Origin of the sequence: Actinomadura sp. 7K507, from assembly GCF_004348425.1 — a bacterium.
Taxonomy (GTDB): Bacteria; Actinomycetota; Actinomycetes; order Streptosporangiales; family Streptosporangiaceae; genus Spirillospora.
In genome coordinates, this window is sequence record NZ_SMKK01000150.1 from 1 (window position 1) to 24,061 (window position 24,061).

Consider the following 24,061-nt stretch of genomic DNA (forward strand, 5'->3'; position numbering starts at 1 on the left):
GGAGTGTGTATAAGAGACAGGCTCCGGACCGGCCCGACGTGATCGTCGCCCAGGCCTCCCCGGGCAAGAAGCTGCACTTCCCGAACATGGAACGGCTGAATGACGGGTCCCTCGTCGCGGTGGCGCGCGAGGGCGCCGGCCACACGGGGCAGGACGGCCGGCTGCTCGTCCTGAACAGTGACGACCGCGGCCGCACCTGGTCGTCTCCCGCAGTCGTCCACGACTCCGCCTACGACGACCGCGACCCGATGATCACGCAGCTCGAATCCGGGCGGCTCCTGCTCAGCTGGTTCCAGATCGACTACTCGGTCACACCGCCGGAACCGATGGGAACGTTCGTCCGGCACAGCGACGACGGCGGCGCCACCTGGTCCGAGCCGGTCACGGTACAGACCTCGATGAGCGGCGAGTCCGACATCGTCGACACCTACGAACTGGGCTGGGCGGCGAGCCACGGCCAGATCAAGGAATTGCCGTCCGGCGAGCTGATCGTTCCGCTCTACGGCACCGTTCCCGACGACCGCTGGCAGCGCGCCACCGTCGTGCGCAGCCTGGACGGCGGTGAGTCCTGGCGCGCGGACACCGAGTCGCTGATCGCGTCCGCGCGGAACACCCACTACCAGGAGCCCGTGCTCACCGTCCTGCCCGACGGAACGGTCCACGCCCTGCTGCGCATCGGCACGGCGGCCTCCACGATGGGCGCAGTGCGATCCCAGGAATCCTGGTCACATGACGGCGGCCGCACCTGGACGCCCCCGGCGGAGATCGATCTGGTGACCTCATCCGCCCACACCGAGGTCCTGAAGAACGGTGACGTATTCCTCGCCTACGGTGACCTCTCCGGCCACTTCACCGATCGCCGCGGCACCGTCGGCGCCGTCCTGCGGAACCCCGGCCGGCCGTGGAAGGGAGCGCCGCGCGAGCTGGTGTACGACTCGGGAACCGGCGACCAGGCCAACCCCGCCGTCGCCGAGGTCCGTCCAGGCCGGGTCCTCGTGCTCGGCTTCGACTCCGACACCAGCCGACTGGTCGGCGACTTCGTCGACGTGGCCGGCATCCGGGACGAGCCCGCCGACCCGCGCCGCATGGACCTGGCCGCTCTGCACGCCGCCGGCCGCCTCACCATCGGCACCGACCTCGTGTACACGACCCCCGGCCGGCCGAACGTGGGGCGGACGGGCCCGATCGACGGCGTGGTCGGCTACTACGACGCCGCTTGGAAGCCGGCGGCGGCTCCTGCCCAGTACACCATCTCCTTCGATCGACCGACCCGCGCGATCGAAGTCGGCGTCGCCCTCAAGCCCGGCCACGCCGAAGCGGCGACGGTCAAGGTGCGAACCGCGGCAGGCACGTGGCGAAGCGTCGGCGAACTCGACTACCGCGTCCGCTGGGGCGACGACCTGACCTGGTTCCGCGTGGGCCCCGGCACCCCGATCGACATGATCCAGGTCGGGATCACCGAGTCCAGCGGCTGGGCCGTCCTGGCAGAAGTGGCCGTCCGAAGCCCGGCCGGCGGCTGACCGCGAAGGTGGGCGGCCACCGGTCGTATCCGCGGACGCGACCGCACCCAGCCACGCACGAGGACGGGCAAGGACAGGAGCTCGCGTGGGCGGTTGTCGGACCGGTGGTCGTCGTTGTCGGTATCGCCCTAGCCGCGACCGGCATGCGTCGGTAGCCGATCGTCGTGAACAATGTGAGCGAGAGCGCTTCGGCCAAAGAGAGAACATCGGGAAACGCGGTCCTGGCCGCATAGGCTCGCGGTGTGGACAGGCGCATCTTCGGGCTCGAGAACGAGTACGGCGTCACCTGCACTTTCCGCGGGCAGCCGCGGCTGTCACCCGATGAGGTGGCCCGTTACCTGTTCCGCAAGGTGGTGTCGTGGGGACGCACGACTCGGTCGGCAACTCCTACGGCTGCCACGAAAACTACCTGGTCGGGCGGCACGGCGAGTTCGGCCGGCTGGCCGACGTGCTCATCCCGTTCCTCGTCACCCGGCAGATCATCTGCGGCGCGGGCAAGGTGCTGCAGACCCCGCGCGGCGCGGTCTACTGCGGTGGGGCACATCGGCCGGTGGGGGCGCGCTGGGGCTTTCGAAGATCTGCAGCCCGAGCATCGCGACCAGGGCGAAGCCGTTGGGGTTGGCCGAGGCGCGTGCGGCCGACAGCAGGGCCTCAAACGGTCAGGCGGGTCCGGTGGCCTGCCGGGCGCGGGTGTGGGCCATGCGGGTAGGAATCGCTACCGGTCTCGATCATGGTGGCGTTGGAGGTGAGCCGATCGACGATGGGGCCGCTGGCCTTCTCCTCGCGTTCGGTGAGGACCTGGAACCGCGGTCCGCAGATCGTCGTGGCGGATCTTGCCGGTCGGGACGCCACCCAGCACCCCGAAGGCGTGGGCGTCCCCCGGTGGCAGGCGCAGGACCAGACCGACCGGACGCGGCATGAGCGGGCAATGCAAGCCGAGCTTGCCCTGGTGAAGTGCGCTCCGACTTAGCCGGATCGCTCAGGCAGGGAGGGCGTCTCCGGGGAAGCCGCGGCAGGGATGTACATCGCAGCGCATCATCCCGGCCTGCACGCAGGGGTCTCCGGCCATGATCTCAGCGGCTTCCTCAGCCGGCACGGTCATGATCGCGACGCCTGCCACGGTGTCGGACGCGACCGGGCAGAGGACGGCGATCACCCCATCGGCACGAAGCGACACCATGCGTCGCCGATGTTCGAGCTCTATCGCATCCGCGCCGTTCATGGTTCGCTCCGGGGTCCACTGAAGGAGCGCCAGGCTGTACGGTTTCGCGGTCGAAGCCAGAGCCTGAATCTGCTCGTCGGTCACCGTCGTGCTCACGATGTCTCCTCACTCGCGGATACGCTCGGCCAGCGACGCGACGATTCCTTCAGCCCGCGGACATAGGCCATCCGCCACAGGCCCTCGTATTCGCCGATGCCTCCTACCAGGCCGTGGTCTTGAAGATACTTGAAGCCTTCGATCATCTGGTCACCTAATGGCGGCTGGGGCGTCGGCGAAGAGCTTCTAGGGTGCGTACGGGTCCCAGTGGGCGGCGTAGCGCAGCAGCGAGCGGGCCAGGTCCGGGTGGGTCGCGGCCCACCGGGTATCGAACAGGAACCACTGGTCGAACCCGAAGAAGCCGTCGATGTACCGGGCGACCTGCGTGATGTGGGCGTCCAGCCGGGTCAGGGACGCGGCGTACCGCATCGGGCGAAGCAGGTCCAGCAGCTCGCCGTGGATCGCCTCATGCGCGAGCGGCCGGTCGATTCCAGCGGGAGACGGGGCGTATCCGCCCAGCCGGGCGTAGCGCTCCACCGCTGGGCCGATGTCGTCCTCCCCGGGAGCGACCAGTGCCCGCAGCAACCGGGCGTCATACGGCCAGCGGTGGGCGTCGGGACCGTCGGTGCCCCGCAGCCGGTCGGCGAGATCGGGCAGGGTCAGACCGGGGAAGGCCAGGGCACCGGCCAAGTTCAGGTTCCGGTGGACGTCGGGCGATTCCCAGCACAGGCGGACCGAGAAGACCGCCTCGGGCCCCGGTGGGGCAAGCCGGACGCTACGAACCGGTACGTCGGGGCTGAAGACCCCACCGGACGCGACGGCAGCGGTGGGCAGCGGCCAGGTGTCGTGCAGCAGGAACGCGAACCGATCGGGCAGGGCGGCGGCGGACTCGTCGTCGATGAAGTAGTAGGCGAGGTCCACCTCGTCGTCATCGGTACGCACTCTCAGGGCATGCTCGCCGAGCCGGATGAAGTCGTCATCCCCCTCGACCCACAGGTGCTCGTGCAGCAACTCGCGCAGTTCGCCAACGCTCTGCGGTTGGGGCAGGTTCCGCTTCCGGGCCTCGTCGAAGATCGAGTCGAGGCCGTAGACGTCGCCGCCCAGCTCGCCGGCGATCCATGCATGCGGATCGTCGCGGTTCCAGCCGCGGCGGAACCAACCGAGCACGGTGGCGTCGGGCACCGTGACCACCCGCTTGCCGAACGGCGATTCCTCCCGCCACCGGGACACGAAATACATGATGCCTGACCCTAGTCCAGCGGTCCCTTCTCGAGTTATTGCGTGCAACGGCAACCGGCCGGGAGAATGGCGGGCAGCCGCAATGGCGGAGGGCAGAGGCCATTTACCGCTATCTGAGGATCGTCAGGTCGCCTATCGTCCAAAGGGGGCGTGGTCGCGGAGGTCGCGGGCCGCTTGGATGACCGTTGCGATGGCCGGGGTGGTGGTGTCGCGGCGCCAGATGAGGTGGCAGTCGGCGTACGGGGTGGGATCGGTGAAGCGCCGGTAGACGATGCCGGTGAACGGCTTGGACGCGGCGGCGCCGGCGACGGTGATGCCGATCGCGGCGTCGGCGAGCACGAGCGGCAGGAGCCGGTCCAGGCTGGAGATCTCTTGACGGATCTCGACCACGGCACCACGTGCGGCGAGCTGCCCGACCATGCGGTCGTGCAGTGAGGGGTTGACGTCGCGGGGCACGAGGGCCAGCGGCCGGCCGGACAGGCTCGCCGGCTCCACGGCGGGTTCGGCGGCGAGCGGATGGCTTTCGGCGAGCGCGACCACCAGCGGCTCGCGGGTGATGCGCAGGGCGGCCAGCTCGGGCACGAGTTCGGGGGTCCAGCCGAAGGCGAGGTCGAGGCGGCGCTCGATGAGCGCGGTCAGCTGGTCGGGGGTGGTCATCGGCACCGGCGTCACCCGGACCGGCGGGTTCTGGGCGGCCAGGCGCGGGGTGAGGAGCTGGATGAGCCGCGGGGTCACGTCCTCGGCGTAGCCGATGCGCAGCCAGCTGGTCTCGCCGCGGGCGGCGCGGCGGCCCACCTCCAGCGCGTGGCGCGCGGCCGCCACGGCGCGCCTGGCCTCGGGGAGGAAGGTCTGCCCGGCCGTGGTCACGGTGACGCGCCGGCTGGTGCGAGTGAACAGGGGGGTGCCGAGTTCGCGTTCCAGCCGGCGGATCTGCTCGCTGACCGACTGCTGGGTGACGTGCATCCGGGCGGCGGCTCGCCCGAAGTGCAGTTCGTCGGCGACGGCCAAGGCGTACTCGAGCTGCCGAAGCTCCACGGCGCTCCGATCGACAGGGTCTGCCTGTCGATCGTACCGTTCCTCGTCGTTGATGCCCGCCGCCCGCCGGGGGCTTACTGGGAGGTGAGCAATGCAAGCCATTCTGGAGTTGATATGAAGACCTGGTTCATCACCGGTGCCTCACGGGGCTTCGGACGGCAGTGGGCGGAGGCCGCACTGGAACGCGGCGACGCCGTCGCGGCGACCGCACGCGACCCGCAGACCCTGAAGGCGCTGACCGACGGCTACGGCGACGCGATCCTGCCGATCCGGCTGGATGTGACCGACCGTGACGGCTGCTTCGCGTCCGTCACCCGGGCCGCCGAGCACTTCGGCCGCCTCGACGTCGTCATCAACAACGCGGGGTACGGCCACTTCGGCATGGTCGAGGAGTTGACCGAGAACGACCTGCGCACGCAACTGGAGACGAACTTCTTCGGCGCCGCGTGGATCACCCAGGCCGCCTTGCCGATCATGCGCGCCCAGGGATCCGGGCACATCGTGCAGGTCTCCAGCCTGGGCGGGATCACGGCCTTCCCCGGGCTCAGCGCCTACCACGCCTCCAAGTGGGCACTCGAAGGCTTCACCCAGTCCCTGGCCGCCGAGGCGGCCGGGTTCGGCATCGACGTCACGCTGATCGAACCGGGCGGATACACCACCGACTGGATCGGCCCGTCGGCCCACCGCAGCCCGCACGACCCCGCGTACGCCGGCCTGCGCGAGACGCTCAGCCGAGCGTGGGCGGACCGCCCCGGCGACCCCGCCGCCACCCGCCAGGCGATCCTCGCCATCGTCGACGCCGCCGAACCGCCTCTGCGCGTGTTCCTCGGCCGCAGCCCCCTCGACGTCGCGACACGTGACTACCAGTCGCGGCTGGCGACCTGGAACGACTGGCAGCCTCTTTCCGCCGCCGCACACGGGCCCTGACCCCGGACCATCCCTACGGCGGCGGGCCGTCCCGGGTCAGCGGTTGTTGACGACGAGGGGGACGTCCGGGGTCTTACCGACGAGCCACAGGGTCGGGCTTCCCGGGATGGCGGTGCCGCCGGTGACGTGGCCGTCGTCCGGGGTGGGCGGCGTGACCTCCGTCCAGGACGTGCCGTCGAGACGGTAGAGGTTGCCCCAGTACTCCTGCACCCCCCACAGTGTCCCGTCACCGGTCTTGACCAGTGCCTCGTTGGCCGGGGTCCGGGGAGCCTCCTGCCACGTCCGGCCGTCCCAGCGGACCATCAACCGCTCAGACGTTGACCCGCCCGTGCTCCTGACGCCGGTCGCCCACACCTCGTCCGCGGAGACGGCGAGCACGCGAATCCATCGGGCGTCGTCGAAGCCCGCGACCGGGACCTCGCTCCACGTCTGGCCGTCCCACTTCAGCAGTCCCCAGGTGGAGGCGGCCCAGGCGGCGTCGTCCGACACCACGGAGATCTCGTTGACGGCGACGCAGCATCGGTCGGGGCGGCCGGTCTCCTGCATGGTCCACTGACCGTCCTGCCAGCGGTAGAGATCGTTGCCGCAGGAGAACCAGGCGCCGCTCGAGTCGGCGGCGGGGTTGCGCGGCGCGCAGTTCCCGGGGCCCTGGACCTGCTGCCAGCGCGTCCCGTCCCAGTGCGCGAGGTAGGGGGCGGGCTGCCGCCCGTGCGGGCGGAGCGTCCCGGTCACCCACACGTCGGACGGGGTCCTGGCCTCGACCTCCTGCAGCACCGCGTCGCCACCGGCGCCGGGCGGGTCGTACGTCCTCCAGGACGAGCCGTTCCAGCGGACCACCGCGGGCTTGGGCGGCAGGACGTGAATCGTGCCGGCCCCCCAGAAGGGCACGGACCAGTCGATCCCCTGGTAGCCCTGGTAGCCGACGGCCCACACGTCGTTCGGGCCGGTGGCGGACACCGCCTCCAGCCCGCTCCGCGGCCACAGCCACGGGGCAGGGGCGGTCTTGAGCGGAGCCGGTTCCGCGGCGGCGGCCGGCGGTCCGGCGACCAGGCCGGCGCCGACGATCCCTACAGCGGCGATCCGGAGGGCGAGGGACGGTCTCATGCCGGGCTCCCGGGGGTTGGCGATGACGGCTCGCCCGCATTCAACCAAGCCAGTGATCGCTGACACAATAGACCGCCCCGCGCGAGTTCATCGTTCGAGGAGTGCGTCCATGCGATGAAGGAGGCGTCGGACTAGGGCATCGAAGCCCCCTGGGGTGAACGATCGGGTGCTGCGGGCTATCGCGCGAGGTGCTTGTCGAACCCGGCGGCGAGCAGGCGCCTGTAGGCGGCCTGGACGTCAGCGGGGACGTCCTGGGCTACGGCGAACCCCCGCGCGGGGTATTCGATCACCCGTTGCAGGTCGCCGACGATCATGTCGATGACGAAACCCTCGTCCCCGATCGACTTGAGGTACTCGTCGAACGACTGCGGCTTGGATGCGCACACCAGGTCGGCCTCGGGCCAGAGTCTGCGGGCGGTGGCGAACGACCGGCGCTCCATATAGGGCTTGGAGATCAGCAGCAGCGAGGTGACCTCGACGCCGGCCTCGGCGAGGGCCGCCCGCGAGTAGCCGATGTTCTGACCGGTGTTAGCCGCGTGCGGCTCGAGAATGATCGCGGATTCCGGGACGCCGAGCTCCATGGCGTGCTCGGCGAAATGCACCGCCTCCCCGCGCGGGAACACGTCCTTGGTGGTGGGGCTGTTGCCGCCGGAGAGCACCAGGACGGGGAACAGTCCCGCGTGATAAAGCTCGCTCGCATACGTGGCGACCCCGAGGTCATGACTGCCCAGCGCGATCGCCGCCGAGCAGGGCCGGAGCCGGTGCCCCACCAAGTGGTGGTTCCAGATCAGCAGGGCGTCGGCTCGTTGATCCTCGGTGACGGCACGCCGGTGGGCGGTCACCGGAACGTCCCCGGGGGCTCGGCCGGTACGAGCAGGCCGAAGAGGCGGATCGCGACGCTTCCGTCGGGCAGAGGTGCCGGGCTTTGCGCGGTCACCGCTTCCCCCGCGGGCCACTTCTCGGAGTTCAGGAGCACTTCGTTGGTCTGCAGCCCGCCGTCCTCGTAGGCGAGGAAGACGCGCAGACCGTGCACCTTCCGCGGGAGCGTCTCCGGGCGAAGCGCCGCGAGGAGGTGGTCGAGCAGCGGTCCGGCGCCCTGCACCGGGCGGTCGGTGAACAGGACGAGCTGAGCCTCCAGAACCAGCTCGAACGCTCCGCCCGGGTGCTCGTACCGCTCCCGTTCCACCTGGTCGGGGGCGGTACCGGGACGCAGCAGGCCGTCCACGATGGGATGCAGCGAGCCGCGCTCGAACTTGTGCACCGCCCCCATGATCGCCTCACGCCACGTGCGGCCGGGCCCGGCGAAACTCTCGACCAGCCTCCGGCCGGCCAGCGCCGGGTGTGACACGGCGAAGCCGACCTGGGCCATCACCATGCCGGGCGGAGCGGGGTGGACAGGTCCGACAGGTTCGACCCGGCTTTGAGCGCGTTGTCGACCGCGTTTGAACTCGCTGCTGCGCAACGCGATCCGTTCGATCTCGCCGCGATCGGCCTGCTGCGCGCGGGCCAGCGCGGCCACGAACACCGGCTCGGCCGACAGGGCCACGCGGCCGCCCGCCCGTCCGCGAACGCGACGTCCGGCAGCAACCGCCCCGCGAACGCCATCGGCAGGAAGGCCAGCAGCCGCTCCGCGAGCCACGGCTCGACACCGGCCCCGGTCAGCCGCTCCCACACGTCCCCGTCGCCGGGCGGCTCCGCACCCGCGCAGAACGCGGCGACACCCACCTCGACAGCCCCGTCGAACCCCACCGATTCGATCATCGCGAAACCATACTTCGGCGGGCACGCGAGCCACACCCGGTTTCGTCCCGCAGCAGTCCGACGAACGGCCGACACCCCCGCATGCCCGACCTACCGGGGCCACCGGACGAGACCGACCGGCGGGGCCGGGAGCGGGGCCCGGCGACGGCTCCCATGACGGACTCCGCAGCAGGCGGCGATCCCGGCGCCGCGGTCGCGCCGAGCCGAGAACCCGGTGCGGTTCGGCGTCGTGCTCACCGGCCGCCCGCGTCACTCTTCAGGACTTCGGCGACGCTGGCGTAGCTGTCCGATCCGTGACCTGCGGCTTTGGTCCGTTCCATGAGGTCCTTCAGCAGTTCGGGCAGGGAATTGTCGATGCCCCGGGCCGCGGCGGCGTGGATGAGGTGGTCGATGGCGGCGATCTGCACGTCGACCGTCGCGTCGTCACCTGGGTAACGCCCCGCGTCCACCTGCGGCGCGTACGTCGTCAGGAACCGGTTGACCGTGCCCAGCCAGCGGATCGCGATCGGGGTGAACGCGTTCGCCGTGGTGCCCTCCGCGCCGACCAGCGCGGTGCCGTGCAACCAACCGGTCATGGTGGACCACATCAAGCCGAGGAGCGCGGCGTCGTACAGGGATGCAAGGACGGGTTCCTCGCCCAGGTAGAGCGGGTCGCCCAGCGAGGCCAGGACCGGGCGGTGGTCCTCGAAGACGGCCGGCGAGCCGCTGTAAAGGAACATCACCTCGGAACTGCCGACACCCGGCGGGGTGGTCATGATCGCGCCGTCAAGGTACTCGGCCCCGTGGGACCGGGCCCACGCCACCGCCTCCAGCACCTGCTCCGGCGCGCCCGATGTCAGGTTGACCAAGGTCCGGCCCTTGAGGGCATCGGAGACCGGGTCCAGGACGGCGTGCAGGGCCGCGTAGTCGAGGACGCATGCGATGGTGAACCGGCTGGCCACGACCGCCTCCTCGACCGTCGCCGCCAGCCGGGCGCCCTTGTCCACCAGCGGCTTCGCCTTGTCCGGCGAGCGGTTCCACACGGTGGTCGGGTGGCCCTGTTCCAGCAGCGTGGCAGCCAGAGCTGAGCCCATCGAGCCGAGTCCGAGGACGGTCACGGCCTGGGAGTCGGAAGTCATGTCATTCCCCCTGTATATCCGCAGGATGGCGGTCGATTCGCGTACAGGACGACGCTCGCAGCGCACACCGCGCGGCAACAGTGACGCTGGCGACGGCCATCACCAAATTCCTGCCATACTCCAGGAGTGAGCGCCCCCACAGTCGCTGTTGTCGTGGCCGACGAGATCCTGACCCCGTCCTGGGACCTCTACGAGCTGAGCATCCCCTGCACCGTGTTCGGCAACGCACAGGCCGACCTCGCCGATCCCTGGTACGACCTGCGGCTGTGCGGGGACGGCGCCGGTACGCCGGACGCGGTGACCACATCCACCGGCCTCACGCTTCGCACCCGCCACGGGCTGGACGACCTCGCCGGCGCGGACACCGTCATCGTCCCCTCGGTCCCGGACGCCTGCGTCGAGGATGGAGAGCCGCTGCCGCCGGTCCTGATCAACGCGTTGCGCCACGCCCATGACGCCGGTGCACGCATGGTCTCCCTATGCACGGGCGCGTTCGCGCTCGCCGAGGCCGGAATCCTGGACGGACGCCGCGCGACGGCACACTGGATGCACACCGCCCAGCTCGCCAAGCGCTACCCGAAGGTCCATGTCGACGACTCGGTGCTGTACGTGGACGAAGGTGACGTGCTCACCAGCGCAGGACTGACCGCCGGCCTCGACCTGTGCCTGCACCTGGTGCGCCGCGACCACGGCTCGCACGTGGCCAACCAGCTGGCCCGCCGGATGGTGGTTCCCGCGCACCGCGCTGGCGGCCAGGCGCAGTTCATCGAGCTGCCCGTCCCCAGCACCGATGACGAGGGACTGGGCCCCGTCCTGGAATGGGCCAGGGCCAGCCTGGAACGCCCGCTCACCGTCGAGGATCTGGCCGAGCGGGCCGCCATGAGTCCGCGCACGTTCTACCGGCGCCTCCAGGCCACCACCGGGACGACACCCCTGCAGTGGCTCCTCACTCAGCGACTGGCACGAGCTCGGGAACTGCTGGAATCGACGGCCCTCCCGATCGAGAAGATCGGAGAGCTGACCGGCCTCGGCACGGCCAACAACGTGCGTCACCATTTCCTCAAGCACGTCGGAGTGTCCCCGAGCACCTACCGCAAGGCATTTCCGCGAGGAGAGACAGTGGGGCGTTGACCAAGCAGCGCGGTGCCCCCGCGACACGGCACCAGGCCATCCGGAGGGTGGGCAGGCCGTCGTCCGGATCAGCGGCAGCGAACCCGCTCGGGAAGGCGGCCGGGCTCCGTGCGGCACTGTCCCAGAGATCGTGGTGGGGTGGTGATCCGAAAGGCTGCGGCCGGCGCCCGGCACTGATGACCTCTCGATGACAAACGATCAGGGGCCTGCCCGAAGTCTCCTCCGAACAGGCCCTGCCCTGGGTATTCCTTGTGGAGCTGAGGGGATTTGAACCCCTGACCCCCTCGATGCGAACGAGGTGCGCTACCGGACTGCGCCACAGCCCCGAGGACTCCGTAAGGTTAGCAAACCCCGGGGGGTGCTCGCGCACCGGTTATTCGCCGACGGCGCGGCGGTCGGCGGCGTACTGGTCGAAGACCTCCTCGGGGGTGGGGAGTTCGATGACCACCGCGTTCTCGGCGGTGTGGAGGGCCTCGCGGGCCCTGGCGCGGGCGTGGGCGCGGGCCTGGGCGGCGGCCTGGCGGCGGGCGGTGTCCATGCCGACGGCGACGCGGAGCAGGGCCAGGTGGCCGGCCAGGAGGAGGACCGGGGGCGCGGTGACCCACCAGGGCGCGAAACCGGACGCGACGACGGCCGCGGCGGTGAGGACCAGGGTGGTGAGGCCCGTGGTGCGGCGGCGGCGCCGGGCGATGACGGTGGCGCGGCTCGACGGGCGGTGCGGACGGGGCTCCGGGATCTCCTCGGGCTCCTGGGCCTCCACGGGCTCCTCGGCCTCTTCCTCGACGAGGGGCTCGTCGGAGCGTTTGTGGAGGAGGCGGGTGAATCCGGTCGCCTCGGTGTCGCGGCGCAGCCACATGGGCACCAGGACGACGGCCCAGACGGCGACGATGGCGAGGTAAAGCACGGCGCTGCTCACTGGCCCCACCGTCCCAGGGCACGCTCGACTGGCGGGCCGACTTTCGGCGCGCGAACGTGCATTGGGAGCAGGGTCACGCCCCGCACGGTACGAGGGGGTGTCAGAGGTTGACGAGCATAAGGGGCGGTGTGTCGCGAGATCGAGTTCGCCGTTACTCTCCGTTTGCCAAGGCTTCTCGATCGCAGGATTCTTACGGCGGGAAAAGCGCGGCGGCCTCAAGTGCGGCGGGGAAATGCCTGTTTGCGGTCGGCCAGCCAGCGTGCGCGCAGGCCACCGGGCACGTCCTCGACGGTCAGGGCGTAGCAGATGTGGTCGCGCCAGGCTCCGTCGATGTGCAGATGGCGGCGGCGAATTCCCTCTTCCCGGAATCCGAGCTTTTCGACGACGCGGCGGCTCGCCGTGTTCTCCGGGCGGATATTGGCTTCCAGGCGGTGGAGGCCCACGGTGAAGAAACAGTGGTCGACGGCGAGGGCGACGGCGGTGGGAATGACGCCGCGGCCGGCGACCTGCTTGTCGACCCAGTAGCCGATCTGGGCGGAACGGGCCGAGCCCCAGACGATGGCGCCGATGGTGAGCTGCCCGGCGAATTCGTTCTGGTAGGTGACGGCCCAGGGGAGGGCGAGGCCGTGGCGGGCCTCGCGGCGCATGGTGTGGATCATGCTGAGGTACGGTCCGAGGCCGCTGCGGAACAGCGGGGTCTCGGGGTTCGTGGGCTCCCAGGGGCGGAGCCAGTCGGCGTTGCGTACCCGCAGGTCACGCCAGACGGCGGAGTCGCGATGCCGTAACGGGCGCAGCCCGACCGGTCCTTCGGTCAGCGTGGCGGGCCATCCCCGCAAACGTTCCACGATTCCATGATTCCCTGGTCGGACGTCCGGACGCCATCAATTGTCGCCGAGAAAACGGGCAGGCGAGACGTTCCAGGGCCGTTGTCGCAGGAACCGGCCGCCGGCGACATCAACCGCGGGGGTGGTCGCCGCCTCGGATCTGGTCGATGGCGTGGGCGAGGACGCCGCCGAGGACGGTCATGCCGTCGCGGACGCCGCCCGTGGATCCGGGCAGGTTGACGATCAGCGTGCGGCCTGCGACGCCCGCGAGGCCGCGGGACAGGATCGCGGCGGGCACCTTCTCGCGCCCCTCCAGCCTGATTGCCTCGGCGATGCCCGGGATCTCCCATTCGATGACCTGGCGGGTCATCTCGGGGGTCTGGTCGGTCGGGGTGAGGCCCGTGCCGCCGGACGTGACGACGGCGTCGTAGCCGGTGGCCACGGCGTCCCGCAGGACGACGGCGACCGGTTCGCCGTCGGGGACGACCACCGGGCCGTCCACCTGGCAGCCGAGGTCCTCGAGCATCTCGACGAGGACGGGGCCGGACCTGTCCGGGTAGACGCCCGCGGCCGCGCGGTTCGAGACGGTGACCGCCATCGTCCTGATCATCGGCGCCACTCGCCCGTCTTGCCGCCGGTCTTCTCCTCGACCCGCACGTCGCTGATCACGGCGGCGGGGTCGACGGCCTTGACCATGTCGACCAGGGCGAGCGCGGCGACGCTGACGGACGTCAGTGCCTCCATCTCCACGCCCGTGCGGTCGGCGGTGCGGGTGACCGCGGTGATCGCCACGCCCTCGTCCCGGATCTCCAGGTCGACCGTGACGCCGTGCAGCGCGATGGGGTGGCACAGGGGGACGAGGTCGGGGACGCGCTTGGCCCCCATGATCCCCGCGATGCGGGCGACGGACAGGGCGTCGCCCTTGGGGATGTCACCCGCGCGCAGAAGGGCGACGCATTCGGGCGAGAGGTGGACGAAGCCTGTGGCCGTCGCGGTGCGGGCAGAGACGTTCTTGGACGACACGTCGACCATGCGGGCCGTTCCCGCGTCGTCCAGGTGGGTGAATTCGGAGCCCGTGGCACTCAAGACGGCAACCTCATGACATCGACGTGGGAACCGGCGGGGAGGAACTCGACGTCCTCTGGAAGCTCGATGAGCGCGTTCGCGGACGCCAGGGAGCCGAGTTGGTGCGAGCCCTGCACCTCCGCCGCGGTGACGGTGTAGGCACCTCGGTCGAACGACAGTTTGCCGCGCATGAAGTGGCGGAGCCCCGCGGGTGACTTGACGTCGTTGGCGAGGACGGCGCTCACCGTGGGCAGTGGGTCGGAGTCCAGTCCCTGCATGGCGCGCAGGGCGGGACGCACGAAGACCTGGAACGAGACGTACGCGCTTACAGGGTTGCCGGGGAGAGTGAAGACCGGCGTGCCTTCGAGGAGGCCGAACCCTTGAGGCTTACCGGGACGCATGCGCACCTTGTGGAAGCCCACCGTCCCGGTGCCCGCCAGTACTTCCTTGACAACGTCCTTGGTGCCCATGGAAACGCCGCCGGTGGTGACGATGGCGTCCGCACGAACGAGCTGGTCTTCGAACATTTCCAGGACCTTGCCGGGCTCGTCCTCCACGGTGGCCTGGCGGAAACCCGTTCCGCCCGCTTCGGCGACGGCGGCGGTGAGCATGTAGGCGTTGGACTCCCAGATCTGGCCGTGCCCCAGCGGGGAGCCGGGCTCGCGCAGTTCGTCTCCTGTGGCGACGACCACGACGCGGGGTTTCGGCCGCACCGTCACCCGGGACCGCCCCACCGCGGCGATCATGCCGATCTGCGGGGCGCCGAGCCGCGTGCCCGCGTCCACGACGACCTGGCCGGCGACGACGTCCTCGCCGGCGCGGCGGATGTAGTTGCCCGCGGGCGCGGCGCGCGAGACCCGGACGTTGGCGTTGCCGCCGTCGGTCCACTCGACCGGGATCACCGCGTCGGCGCCGGCCGGGACCGGCGCGCCCGTCATGATCCGGGCGGTCAGCCCCGGCCGGATCGCCGAGACGCCGGAATCGCCCGCGACGATGTCGCCGACGACGGGCAGCACGACGGGGTCCGCCTCGGTGGCCGCCGCGATGTCGGCCGCGACGACCGCGTAGCCGTCCATCGCGGAGTTGTCGAACGGCGGCAGCGGTACCGGCGCGGTGACGGGCTCGGCGAGCACCGTCCCGTGCGCCTCCAGCAGCGCCAGGTCGAGCGGCGGCAGCGCCGCGACGCCGCCGAGGATCTCCGTCAGATGCTCGTCAACCGATCTCATGCCCACGGGCCCAGTCTGGCCTGTCGTCACGGGCGTCCGGAGCCGCCCACGCCGTTGGATGCGTCGTGCTCGCGCACGAACTCGCGCAGCCACGGCATGAACTCCGGCGCCAGGTCGGGACGTTCCGCGGCGAACTGGACGACCGTCCGCAGGTATTCGAGCTTGTTGCCCGTGTCGTAGCGGCGTCCCCGGAACTTGACCCCGTAGACGCCGCCGCCCTGGCCGGCGGGCGTGTCGGCGAGGGTGCGCAGCGCGTCGGTCAGCTGGATCTCGCCGCCGCGCCCGGGCGGGGTCTTCTCCAGGACGTCGAACACCGCGGGGTCGCAGATGTAGCGGCCGATGATGATCCAGTTGCTGGGCGCCTCCTCGGCGGAGGGCTTCTCGACGAGGTCGGAGATCCGGACGACGTCGTCCTCGTCCGTCGCCTCGATGGCCGCGCACCCGTACGCCGACACCTGGTCGGGCTCGACCTCCATCAGCGCGATCACGCTGCCGCCGTAGCGGTTGCGCACCTCGATCATGCGGTGCAGCAGCTTGTCCCGCGCGTCGATCATGTCGTCGCCGAGCAGCACCGCGAACGGCTCGTCCCCGACGTGCTGGCGGGCGCAGTGCACCGCGTGCCCGAGCCCGCGCGGCTCGCCCTGCCGCACGTAGTGCATGATGGCCAGGTCACTGGACTCATGGACGGCGTTCAGGCGCTCGTCGTCGCCCTTGGCGCGCAGCGCCTCCTCCAGCTCGTACGCCCGGTCGAAATGGTCCTCGATGGACCGCTTGCTGCGGCCGGTGACCATCAGGACGTCGCTGAGGCCGGCGTCGACCGCCTCCTCGACGACGTACTGGATCGCCGGTTTGTCGACGACGGGCAGCATTTCCTTGGGTGTCGCCTTGGTGGCGGGCAAGAATCGGGTACCGAGGCCGGCCGCCGGGACGACCGCCTTGAGCACAGGTGCAGTGTCGGCCATGTACAGACCCTAGCCACCCACGAGGACGGCAGCGTGCAGGACATCGTTTCGAAGAACGACCTACGGGCGGAAGTGCTCGGCAGACGTGCGGCGATGCCGCCGGACGACCGCGCGTCGGCCGCGAGATCCATCCGCGACGCGCTGCTTTCGGTCCCGGAGGTCGAGATGGCGGGGACCATCGCCGCATACGTCTCGATCGATACCGAGCCGGACACGCGGTCGCTGCTGTTCGCGCTGTGGAAGCGCGGGACGTACGTGCTGCTCCCCCGCCTGCTCCCGGACGGCGATCTGGACTGGGCGTCCTACGAGGGTCCGGACTCCCTCGTTCCCGGGGCGCGCGGGTGCCCGGAGCCGTCCGAGCCGCCGCGCGGTCCCGGCGCGGTGGCCAGCGCGGACGTCGTCCTCGCCCCGGCGCTCGCCGTCGACCGGACGGGCGTCCGCCTCGGGCGCGGCGGCGGCTCCTACGACCGGGCGCTCGCCCGGGTCGGCCCGGCGATCCTGACCGTGGCGCTGCTGTACGACCCGGAGCTCCTGCAGACCGTCCCGGCCGAACCCCACGACCAGCGCGTCCGCGCCGTCGCCACCCCGTCCGACGGCCTCCTCCGCCTCACCTGACCTCCCGCCGCACCTGACCTCCCGCCGCACCGTCGTGGCCGTTCGCTTCGGCGGGGCGGGGCGGCGGGTGGAGCGGGCGGCTGCGAGCACGTGGGACGTCCGGGCAGCTCATCTAGAGTTGGGGCATGATCGCGGGGGTGGCGGTCACGTGGAGGGTCGAGCGGGAGGTTCGAGATGACGGCGCCGTGGCGGATCCTGTCCCTGCCCCCGATCGCGGAGGACGTCGTCCGGCGCCTGTTCGATCCGCTCGGAGAGACCGCGGAGGTCGTGTTCCCGCAGGTCAGGGAGCGTAGCGCGCTGATCGACGCGGCCGCCGGCGCCGACATCGTGATCGGCGACTTCAGCGGGCTGCTGGCACTGGACGCCGTGGCCGTGGCGGCCGCGCCGCGCCTGTCGTTCGTCCAGATGCCCGCCGTCGGGACGGACAGCATCGACGTCGCCGCGCTGACGGCGGCGGGTGTGCCGGTGGCGAACGCGGCGGGCTTCAACGCGCGCGGGGTCGCCGAGTGGGCGGTGGGCGCGTCGTTCGCGCTGTGCCGCCACCTCGCCCTGGCGGACCGGGGCGTCCGGGCGGGCGGGTGGCCGCAACTGGACGTGATCGCCCGGCGGCCGCGGGAGATCCACACACAGCGCGTCGGGATCGTCGGGTTCGGCGCGATCGGCGCGGAGGCCGCGAGGCTGTTCGCGGCGCTCGGCTGCGCCGTCTCCTACTGGACGAGGCGGCGGCGTCCCGAGGCGGCGGCCACGTACAGGGAGCTGGACGATCTGCTGGCCACGTCGGACATCCTCGTCCTCGCTCTGCCGCTGACCGACGACACCAGGGGGCTGATCGGCCCGGAACGTCTCGCCCTGCTGCCGGGCAACGCGCTGCTGGTGAACGTGGCGCGCGGGGGCATCGCGCCTGACGACGCCATCGTCGCCGCTCTGGAGTCAGGACAGTTGGCCGGTGCGGCCCTAGACGTGTTCGACGAGGAACCCCTTCCAGAGGACCATCCGCTCCGTTCCCATGAGGACGTGCTGCTGTCCCCGCATACGGCGGGCGCGTCCATCCAGTCACAGCTGAACCTCGTGTCGCTCGTGCGCGACAACGTCACCGCGGCCGTCCAGGGGCGTGATGTGCAGAATGTGGTCAACGGGGTAAGCGCGCACGTCAGACGGCGATAACGGGCCTTCCGGGCAAGCCATCCCTCAACCGCAAATGTGCGATCGGCTCGTGAATCTGTAGGATTCCTAAACGATCAACTTTGACGACCCCGAAGGGTGGGATGTGCATCTCGACATCTGGCTACTCCTCGGGGCCACGCTCGTACTCAGCGCCATCATCGCGGTCCGGCTGTCCCACCGGCTGGGCCTGCCGTCGCTGCTGGCGTACATGGGCCTCGGTCTGTTCATCGGCGAGGGCGGCCCCCTCCACATCAACTTCGACGACGTCGAACTCGCCCACACGCTGGGCTTCGCCGCCCTCGTCCTGATCCTCGCCGAAGGCGGCGTCACCACCAACTGGCGGCACGTACGGCCCACGGTGCCCGCCGCGATCATGGTGTCCACGGTCGGCACGCTGATCAGCATCGTCGTGGTGGCGCTGTCCGCCATGTGGCTGATCGACATGGACTGGCGGCTCGCGTTCCTGCTCGGCGCCGTGCTCGCCCCGACCGACGCGGCCGCCGTGTTCTCGGTGCTGCGGCGGCTGCCGCTGCCGTCCCGGCTGAGCGGGATGCTGGAGGCCGAATCCGGCTTCAACGACGCACCGGTCGTGATCATCGTGATCACGCTCAGCACCCACACCACCGCCCCGAACATCCCCCAGCTGCTCGGGCTGATGGTGTACGAGCTGGTCGCGGGCGCCGTCGTCGGCATCGCCATCGGCTGGCTCGGCGCGCAGGGCCTGCGCCGGCTCGCCCTGCCCGCCTCCGGCCTCTACCCCATCGCGGTGCTGTCGCTGGCCGTCACCGCCTACAGCGCGGCGTCGCTGCTTCACGCCAGCGGGTTCCTCGCCGTGTACGTCGGCGCCGTCGTCCTCGGCAACGCCCGGCTGCCGCACCGGCCCGCCACCCGCAGCTTCGCCGAAGGCATCGCCTGGCTGGCCCAGATCGGGGTGTTCGTGATGCTGGGCCTGCTCGCCTCCCCCGGCGACCTGCCCGATCAGATCGTGCCCGCGCTCCTCATCGGGTTCGTGCTGCTGCTGATCGCGCGCCCCGTGTCGATCGCGCTGTCCACGATCGGCTTCAAGATGTCGTGGGGCGAGAAGATGTTCGCGTCCTGGGCCGGGCTGCGCGGCGCCGTCCCGATCGTCCTCGCGACCATCCCGATGGTGCACGAGGTCGAGGGATCCGACCGGATGTTCTCGATCGTCTTCACCATCGTCGTGATCTTCACGCTGCTCCAGGGCCCCACGCTGCCGCTGGCGGCCCGCCTGTGCCGGCTGGAGAGCGACGAGCAGACGCGGGAACTGGACGTGGAGGCCGCGCCGCTGGAGGAACTGCACGCCGACCTGCTGGAGGTCCGGATCCCGCCCGACTCCATGCTGAACGGCGTGGAGATCTTCGAGTTGCGGCTGCCGCCCGGGGCGTCCGTCACGCTCGTCGTGCGGAACGGGTCCAGCTTCGTCCCGGAACCCACCACGCCTCTGCAGGCGGGTGACACTCTCTTGGTGGTGACCACCGACGCCGTGCGGAACGACGCGGAACGCCGGTTGCGCGCGGTCAGCCGAAGGGGCAGGCTGGCCGGCTGGTTCGGCGAAACCGGCACCTGATCGTCCGTCCCGTGACCAGGCCGTTCCCCGGTCTGCCGGACTCCGGCCGGCCGGGGAACAGACCGCGGGGCGAATCGTGTTCACTCTCCGGGTACCATTAGCAGTCGTTCAAAGTGAGTGCCAGTCCGGCTCGGCCGGGCTGAGTCAGCGAGGAGGAACCGTGCCGACGTATCAGTACGTTTGCACCGAGTGCGCCGAGCCTCTGGAGGTCGTGCAGAAGTTCAGCGACGACGCGCTGACCGAGTGCCCGGCATGCACCGGAAAGCTCCGCAAGGTCTTCTCCGCGGCGGGGATCATCTTCAAGGGGTCGGGCTTCTACCGCACCGACAGCCGCGGCTCAGGCAAGACCGCGGGCGCGAGCTCCTCGTCCAGCGAGTCCTCCTCGTCGAACGGCGACTCGTCCAGCTCGTCCGGCTCGTCTGACTCCTCGAAGTCGGACGCGTCTTCGTCGTCGTCCTCGTCTTCCTCTTCGTCGTCGTCTGGCGGCGACTCCTCGTCGTCCTCCAGCAAGACGTCCTCCTCCTCTTCCTCCTCCGAAAAGGTCGCCTGACCTCTCCTAGGAGCTCTTCCGGCCCACGTCGGCCGACCGGGGGATTCGCCCTGCCTTAGTCAGGCTCGCGGCTCCCCCGGTTTTGGCATGCCCAGACCCGCGCCGAGGACCACCACGTCCGGACGGCGCGGAGTCCTGCGCAAGTGCCCTTCGCCTTGCGGCGGCCTCCGCCTCTCGGGCCGGTCTTCCAAGCGGTTCCTACATCTCAAGACGTAGTTGGAAATGTGCGCTTGCCGCGGATGAAGTAGGTCAGGTCCCGCCTGACGCCGGAGGCGCCGCGCGGACCCCCGAGCGACGATTGAGGGGTTGAGAGACGCCCCGGCAGGGCGGATCTCCTCGTTCCAGAAAGTCTCCTTGCGCCTGAGTGATGGAGCAGGAGACCCAGGGATTTCGCGATAGTACTTGACTTTCGTCTCGCCTATAGAGACGTTCTATGGACACGCGATATATCTCGTCTTCGGAGTGCACAGGAGAGGAACCATGAGCGCACAGAGCCCGGCTCCCCCCAGGACATGGGCCCACCGCCTGGCCGGACTGATCGCCGGCAGGCGCACCAAATGGGCCGTCCTCGCCGTGTGGGTCGTCCTGCTGGTCGCCCTCGGGCCGCTGGCCGGCAAGCTCGGCGACGTCGAGGAGAACGACGCGGCGGCCTGGCTCCCCGCCGGCGCCGAATCCACCCAGGTCGTCGAGATGGACGAGCAGTTCCGCTCGGAAGAGACGATGCTCGCGGTCGTCGTCTACGAACGCTCCGGCGGTATCACCGCCGAGGACCGCGCCAAGGCCGCCTCGGACGTCTCCGCATTGCAGAAACTGCCCGGCGCACAGAAGGTGCAGGGACCGATCCCGTCCGAGGACGGCAAGGCACTGCAAACCCTGGTCCCCCTCACCGAGGAGGACGTGACCGGCGCGGTCAACGAAGCGCGCGACCTCTCCGAGCGCGGGCCGCCCGGACTCACCGCACACGTCACCGGCCCCGCCGGCCAGGGCGCCGACATGTTCGAGGTGTTCGAGAGCCTCGACGGGTTCCTGCTCCTGGCCGCCGGCTCCGTCGTCATCGTCCTGCTGCTCATCATCTACCGGAGCCCGATGCTGTGGTTCGTTCCGGTACTGAGCGCGCTCTTCGCACTGGGGCTCTCCCAGTCGATGGTGTATCTGCTGGCCAAGTACGGCGACCTCACCGTCAACGGCCAGAGCGCGGGAATCCTGACCGTCCTCGTCTTCGGTGTCGCCACCGACTACGCACTGCTGCTCGTCGCCCGCTACCGGGAGGAACTGCACCGGCACGAGGACCGGCACGAGGCCATGGCCTACGCGCTGCACCGCGCCGCGCCCGCCATCATCGCGTCCGCCGCCACCGTCGCGGCCGGGCTGCTGTGCCTGCTGCTCGCCGAGATGAACTCCACCGCCGGCATGGGACCCGTGGCCGCCGCGGGCGTCCTCATGGCCCTCGCCGCCATGACCACCCTGCTGCCGGCCCTCCTCGTCATCTGCGGACGCTGGCTGTTCTGGCCGCTGATCCCCCGGTACGACGCCAAGTACCTGGAGCCGGAGGCGTACGAGGCCGAGCACGGCATCTGGAGCCGGGTGGCCGCTCTGGTCAGCAGGCGCCCGCGCGCGCTCTGGGCCGCCGCCTCGCTCGGCCTGGTCGTCCTCACACTCGGCCTGGGCACGCTGAAGGCCGACGGCCTCTCGGACGCCGGGCAGTTCACCGAACGTCCCGACTCGGTCGCGGGCGCGGAGGTCGTCGCCCGGCACTACGCGGACGGGTCCGGCTCCCCGGCCGTCGTCATCGGCTCGGCGGCGGCGTCCGGCCAGATCGCCGAGGCCGTCCGCGGCACGCCCGGTATCGCGGAACTCGGCCAGCCGGTGACGGCGAACGGCCTGGTCAAGTACGAGGCGACGCTGAAGGACCCGGCCGACAGTGAGGCCGCGCGCGCGACCATCGAGCGGCTGCGGGCCGCCGCGCACGACGTCCCCTCCGCGAACGCCAAGGTCGGCGGCACCACCGCGACGGTGCTGGACACCAACGACGCGTCCGCCCGCGACAACCTCGTGATCATCCCGATCGTGCTGGGCGTGGTGTTCCTGATCCTCATCGCGCTGCTGCGCGCCGTCGTCGCGCCGCTGCTAATGATCGGCACGGTGGTGCTGTCGTTCCTGGCCTCGCTCGGCGCCTGCGCGGTGATCTTCGAGCACGGCTTCGGCTTCGAGGGCACCGACGCCGCCTTCCCGCTGCTGGCCTTCATCTTCCTGGTCGCGCTGGGGGTCGACTACAACATCTTCCTGATGCACCGCGTCCGGGAGGAGTCGCAGCGGCTCGGCACCCGCCGCGGCATCCAGCGCGGGCTCACCGTCACCGGGGGTGTGATCACCTCGGCGGGCCTGGTCCTGGCGGCCACGTTCGCCTCCATGGTCACGCTGCCGCTGGTGTTCATGGTGGAGATGGGCTTCGCGGTCGCGTTCGGGGTGCTGCTCGACACGTTCATCGTCCGGTCCCTGCTGCTTCCGGCCCTGGCGCACGACATCGGCCCGCGGATCTGGGCGCCGAGCCGCCTCGCCAAGCGGGAACCGGTCGCCGAGCCGCCGCCCAAGGTGCCGGCGCCGGTCGGCTGACGCCCGCGAAGACCCCGGCTCCGGCCGGGCAGGGGAAGGGGAGGGGTCCGGCTCCGGCCGGGCCCCTTCTCCCGGTCGTGGAGTTATCCACAATCGGCGGACGGTCTCCCGGGCGGCGGAGCGGGGTGGCTAATGTCGGCGCCATGTCCACTCAGCCTTCCCCCGCCCAGCCTTCCGCCGCCCAGCCTTCCGCCGCCCGGCCAGCCGCCGAGCGGCCCGCAGCCGCGCTGCCGTCCGCCGAGATCGGGGTCATCGGCGGGTCCGGCTTCTACTCGTTCCTCCACGACGTCGAGGAGGTGCGGGTCGAGACCCCGTACGGCCCTCCGAGCGACCCCATCGCGATCGGGGAGCTGGCGGGCCGCCGCGTCGCGTTCGTTCCCCGGCACGGCCGCGACCACCGCTTCCCACCGCACAAGATCCCCTACCGGGCCAACATGTGGGCGCTGCGCTCGCTCGGCGTCCGGCAGGTCCTGGCGCCGAGCGCGGTCGGCTCCCTCACCCCCGACCACGGTCCCGGCACGCTCGCCATCCCCGACCAGCTCGCCGACCGCACGTCCGGACGCGAGCAGAGCTACTACGAGCACGGCGCCGCCGTCCACGTGTCGTTCTCCGACCCGTACTGCCCGGCGGGCCGCCACGCCGCCGTGGAGTCCGCGCGGACGGCCGGGTGGGACCCCGCCGACCGCGGCACCCTCGTCGTCATCGAGGGCCCCCGCTTCTCCACCCGGGCGGAGTCGCAGTGGTTCGCGTCCCAGGGCTGGACGCTGATCGGGATGACCGGCCACCCCGAAGCCGTCCTCGCCCGCGAACTCGCGCTCTGCTACACCTCCCTGTGCCTCGTCACCGACCTGGACGCCGGGATCGAGGAAGGCGAGGGCGTCACCATGGAGGAGGTCCTCCGCGTCTTCGGTGAGAACATCGACCGTCTCCGCGACCTCGTCGCCGACGTCGTCAAAACGCTGCCCGCCGAACGCGACTGCCCCTGCCCGAACGCCCTGGACGGCATGAAGCTCCCCTTGGACCTGCCGTGAACGCCCGTTTAGCACGGCTGCGGCGGCCGCTGGCGGCCCTGCTCGCCGCGGCCGCCGCCGGCCTCGCCCTGCTGGCGCTGCGGCCCGGCCCGCCGCCGCCCGTCCGCGTCCTCGCCGCCGCGCGCGACCTTCCCGCCGGAGCGACCCTCAGCCGGTCCGACGTGCGCCACGTGAACCTGCCGCCGGGCACCGTCCCCTCCGGTACCCTCCGCTCGGCCGACGGCCGCGTCCTGGCCACTCCCATGCGCCAAGGCGAACCGCTCACCGACACCCGCGTGATCGGCGACGGGCTCCTCAGCGGCTACGGCCCGGACAGGGTGGCCACCCCGATCCGCATAGCCGACGCCGACGCCGTGCGCCTCGTCCGCCCCGGCGACCACATCGACGTCCTGACCACCCCGGCACCGCCCTCCC

General features: G+C 70.9%; 25 protein-coding genes, 1 tRNA gene and 2 pseudogenes. 11 read left to right on the forward strand and 17 right to left on the reverse strand.

Translation table 11 applies throughout. The features are described 5' to 3' along the window. Together E1285_RS28860 and E1285_RS28865 are read left to right on the forward strand one after the other, a co-directional pair. Nucleotides 1-1,520, forward strand: a 1,520-nt coding sequence (locus E1285_RS28860) for a sialidase family protein (RefSeq protein ID WP_207946890.1), incomplete at its 5' end; no start/stop codon positions are given. Nucleotides 1,521-1,762: 242 nt separating this feature from the next. Then, nucleotides 1,763-2,052: pseudogene (locus tag E1285_RS28865) on the forward strand (proteasome accessory factor PafA2 family protein); the annotation flags it as partial. 447 nt (nt 2,053-2,499) lie between these two features. On the opposite strand, the gene E1285_RS28870 reads toward E1285_RS28865, so the two are convergent. The 4 genes from E1285_RS28870 to E1285_RS28885 form a co-directional block, all read right to left on the reverse strand. Continuing rightward, the gene (locus tag E1285_RS28870) at nt 2,500-2,838 is read right to left on the reverse strand and encodes a hypothetical protein (protein WP_132157588.1); all 339 of its coding nucleotides are present in this window, start codon (nt 2,836-2,838) and stop codon (nt 2,500-2,502) included. Continuing rightward, nucleotides 2,835-2,984, reverse strand: a complete 150-nt coding sequence (locus tag E1285_RS28875) for a hypothetical protein (RefSeq protein ID WP_207946891.1) — start codon at nt 2,982-2,984, stop codon at nt 2,835-2,837. The genes E1285_RS28870 and E1285_RS28875 overlap by 4 nt, the downstream gene beginning before the upstream one ends. A gap of 40 nt (nt 2,985-3,024) precedes the next feature. Then, entirely contained in the window at nt 3,025-4,017 is a 993-nt protein-coding gene (locus tag E1285_RS28880) for a hypothetical protein (protein WP_132157590.1), read from the reverse strand. A gap of 132 nt (nt 4,018-4,149) precedes the next feature. Continuing rightward, on the reverse strand, nt 4,150-5,052 hold the full coding sequence (locus E1285_RS28885) for a LysR family transcriptional regulator (RefSeq protein ID WP_165966802.1): 903 nt from the start codon (nt 5,050-5,052) through the stop codon (nt 4,150-4,152). A 114-nt stretch (nt 5,053-5,166) separates the two neighbouring features. Here E1285_RS28885 and E1285_RS28890 point away from each other — a divergent pair, with 114 nt between their 5' ends. Then, entirely contained in the window at nt 5,167-5,979 is an 813-nt protein-coding gene (locus tag E1285_RS28890) for an SDR family oxidoreductase (RefSeq protein WP_132157594.1), read from the forward strand. Between the two features lie 36 nt (nt 5,980-6,015). On the opposite strand, the gene E1285_RS28895 is transcribed toward E1285_RS28890, so the two are convergent. From E1285_RS28895 to E1285_RS28910, 5 genes are all read right to left on the reverse strand, one after another. Further along, the gene (locus E1285_RS28895) at nt 6,016-7,083 is read right to left on the reverse strand and encodes a hypothetical protein (protein WP_132157596.1); all 1,068 of its coding nucleotides are present in this window, start codon (nt 7,081-7,083) and stop codon (nt 6,016-6,018) included. Nucleotides 7,084-7,259: 176 nt separating this feature from the next. After that, nucleotides 7,260-7,925, reverse strand: coding sequence for a YdcF family protein (locus tag E1285_RS28900; RefSeq protein WP_132157598.1), 666 nt, complete (start codon nt 7,923-7,925; stop codon nt 7,260-7,262). Then, on the reverse strand, nt 7,922-8,458 hold the full coding sequence (locus E1285_RS46825; RefSeq protein ID WP_207946892.1) for a DUF6348 family protein: 537 nt from the start codon (nt 8,456-8,458) through the stop codon (nt 7,922-7,924). Before E1285_RS46825 ends, E1285_RS28900 begins: the two co-directional genes overlap by 4 nt. Then, nucleotides 8,452-8,844, reverse strand: a complete 393-nt coding sequence (locus E1285_RS46830) for a hypothetical protein (RefSeq protein WP_207946893.1) — start codon at nt 8,842-8,844, stop codon at nt 8,452-8,454. Before E1285_RS46830 ends, E1285_RS46825 begins: the two co-directional genes overlap by 7 nt. Before the next feature lie 233 nt (nt 8,845-9,077). Beyond that, complete coding sequence (locus E1285_RS28910) at nt 9,078-9,962, reverse strand: NAD(P)-binding domain-containing protein (protein WP_132157600.1); 885 nt, start codon at nt 9,960-9,962, stop codon at nt 9,078-9,080. Nucleotides 9,963-10,088: 126 nt separating this feature from the next. Here E1285_RS28910 and E1285_RS28915 point away from each other — a divergent pair, with 126 nt between their 5' ends. After that, a complete protein-coding gene (locus tag E1285_RS28915) occupies nt 10,089-11,093 on the forward strand; it encodes a helix-turn-helix domain-containing protein (RefSeq protein WP_132157602.1) in 1,005 nt (334 codons plus the stop codon). Between the two features lie 252 nt (nt 11,094-11,345). Here the strand turns inward: E1285_RS28915 and E1285_RS28920 are convergent. From E1285_RS28920 to galU, 7 genes are all read right to left on the reverse strand, one after another. Continuing rightward, a tRNA-Ala gene (locus E1285_RS28920) sits at nt 11,346-11,419 on the reverse strand. Nucleotides 11,420-11,466: 47 nt separating this feature from the next. Further along, complete coding sequence (locus tag E1285_RS28925; protein ID WP_132157604.1) at nt 11,467-12,009, reverse strand: hypothetical protein; 543 nt, start codon at nt 12,007-12,009, stop codon at nt 11,467-11,469. 215 nt (nt 12,010-12,224) lie between these two features. Then, a complete protein-coding gene (locus E1285_RS28930; RefSeq protein WP_165966803.1) occupies nt 12,225-12,854 on the reverse strand; it encodes a GNAT family protein in 630 nt (209 codons plus the stop codon). A 109-nt stretch (nt 12,855-12,963) separates the two neighbouring features. Next, a complete protein-coding gene (locus E1285_RS28935; RefSeq protein WP_243723115.1) occupies nt 12,964-13,431 on the reverse strand; it encodes a MogA/MoaB family molybdenum cofactor biosynthesis protein in 468 nt (155 codons plus the stop codon). Between the two features lie 8 nt (nt 13,432-13,439). Then, nucleotides 13,440-13,919, reverse strand: a complete 480-nt coding sequence (moaC, locus tag E1285_RS28940) for a cyclic pyranopterin monophosphate synthase MoaC (protein WP_279510101.1) — start codon at nt 13,917-13,919, stop codon at nt 13,440-13,442. Beyond that, complete coding sequence (gene glp / locus E1285_RS28945) at nt 13,916-15,124, reverse strand: gephyrin-like molybdotransferase Glp (protein ID WP_132157608.1); 1,209 nt, start codon at nt 15,122-15,124, stop codon at nt 13,916-13,918. Before glp ends, moaC begins: the two co-directional genes overlap by 4 nt. Nucleotides 15,125-15,150: 26 nt before the next feature. Next, nucleotides 15,151-16,086: a UTP--glucose-1-phosphate uridylyltransferase GalU gene (gene galU / locus E1285_RS28950; protein ID WP_132157610.1), complete on the reverse strand. Its 936-nt coding sequence runs from the start codon at nt 16,084-16,086 to the stop codon at nt 15,151-15,153. Between the two features lie 33 nt (nt 16,087-16,119). On the opposite strand from galU, the gene E1285_RS28955 reads away from it, so the two are divergent. The 4 genes and pseudogenes from E1285_RS28955 to E1285_RS48430 form a co-directional block, all read left to right on the forward strand. Continuing rightward, the gene (locus tag E1285_RS28955; protein ID WP_132157612.1) at nt 16,120-16,701 is read left to right on the forward strand and encodes a 5-formyltetrahydrofolate cyclo-ligase; all 582 of its coding nucleotides are present in this window, start codon (nt 16,120-16,122) and stop codon (nt 16,699-16,701) included. Nucleotides 16,702-16,875: 174 nt separating this feature from the next. Next, nucleotides 16,876-17,865, forward strand: coding sequence for an NAD(P)-dependent oxidoreductase (locus E1285_RS28960; protein WP_132157614.1), 990 nt, complete (start codon nt 16,876-16,878; stop codon nt 17,863-17,865). A 103-nt stretch (nt 17,866-17,968) separates the two neighbouring features. Further along, nucleotides 17,969-19,453 (forward strand): potassium/proton antiporter, encoded by a 1,485-nt coding sequence (locus E1285_RS28965; protein ID WP_132157616.1) that lies wholly within the window; start codon nt 17,969-17,971, stop codon nt 19,451-19,453. Between the two features lie 160 nt (nt 19,454-19,613). Further along, nucleotides 19,614-19,754: pseudogene (locus E1285_RS48430) on the forward strand (FmdB family zinc ribbon protein); the annotation flags it as partial. 14 nt (nt 19,755-19,768) lie between these two features. Here E1285_RS48430 and E1285_RS48435 read toward each other — a convergent pair. Continuing rightward, nucleotides 19,769-19,963: a hypothetical protein gene (locus E1285_RS48435; protein ID WP_347814106.1), complete on the reverse strand. Its 195-nt coding sequence runs from the start codon at nt 19,961-19,963 to the stop codon at nt 19,769-19,771. 520 nt (nt 19,964-20,483) lie between these two features. Between E1285_RS48435 and E1285_RS28975 the strand changes: the two genes are divergently transcribed. The 3 genes from E1285_RS28975 to E1285_RS28985 all read left to right on the forward strand — a co-directional run. Further along, nucleotides 20,484-22,616, forward strand: a complete 2,133-nt coding sequence (locus E1285_RS28975) for an MMPL family transporter (RefSeq protein WP_132157620.1) — start codon at nt 20,484-20,486, stop codon at nt 22,614-22,616. 143 nt (nt 22,617-22,759) lie between these two features. Further along, nucleotides 22,760-23,647 carry an S-methyl-5'-thioadenosine phosphorylase gene (locus E1285_RS28980; protein ID WP_132157629.1) on the forward strand — a complete coding sequence of 296 codons (888 nt, stop codon included), beginning with the start codon at nt 22,760-22,762 and terminating at the stop codon, nt 23,645-23,647. Further along, nucleotides 23,644-24,061 (forward strand): SAF domain-containing protein (locus E1285_RS28985; RefSeq protein ID WP_243723116.1); only part of this gene is annotated, 418 nt, incomplete at its 3' end. The genes E1285_RS28980 and E1285_RS28985, both read left to right, overlap by 4 nt.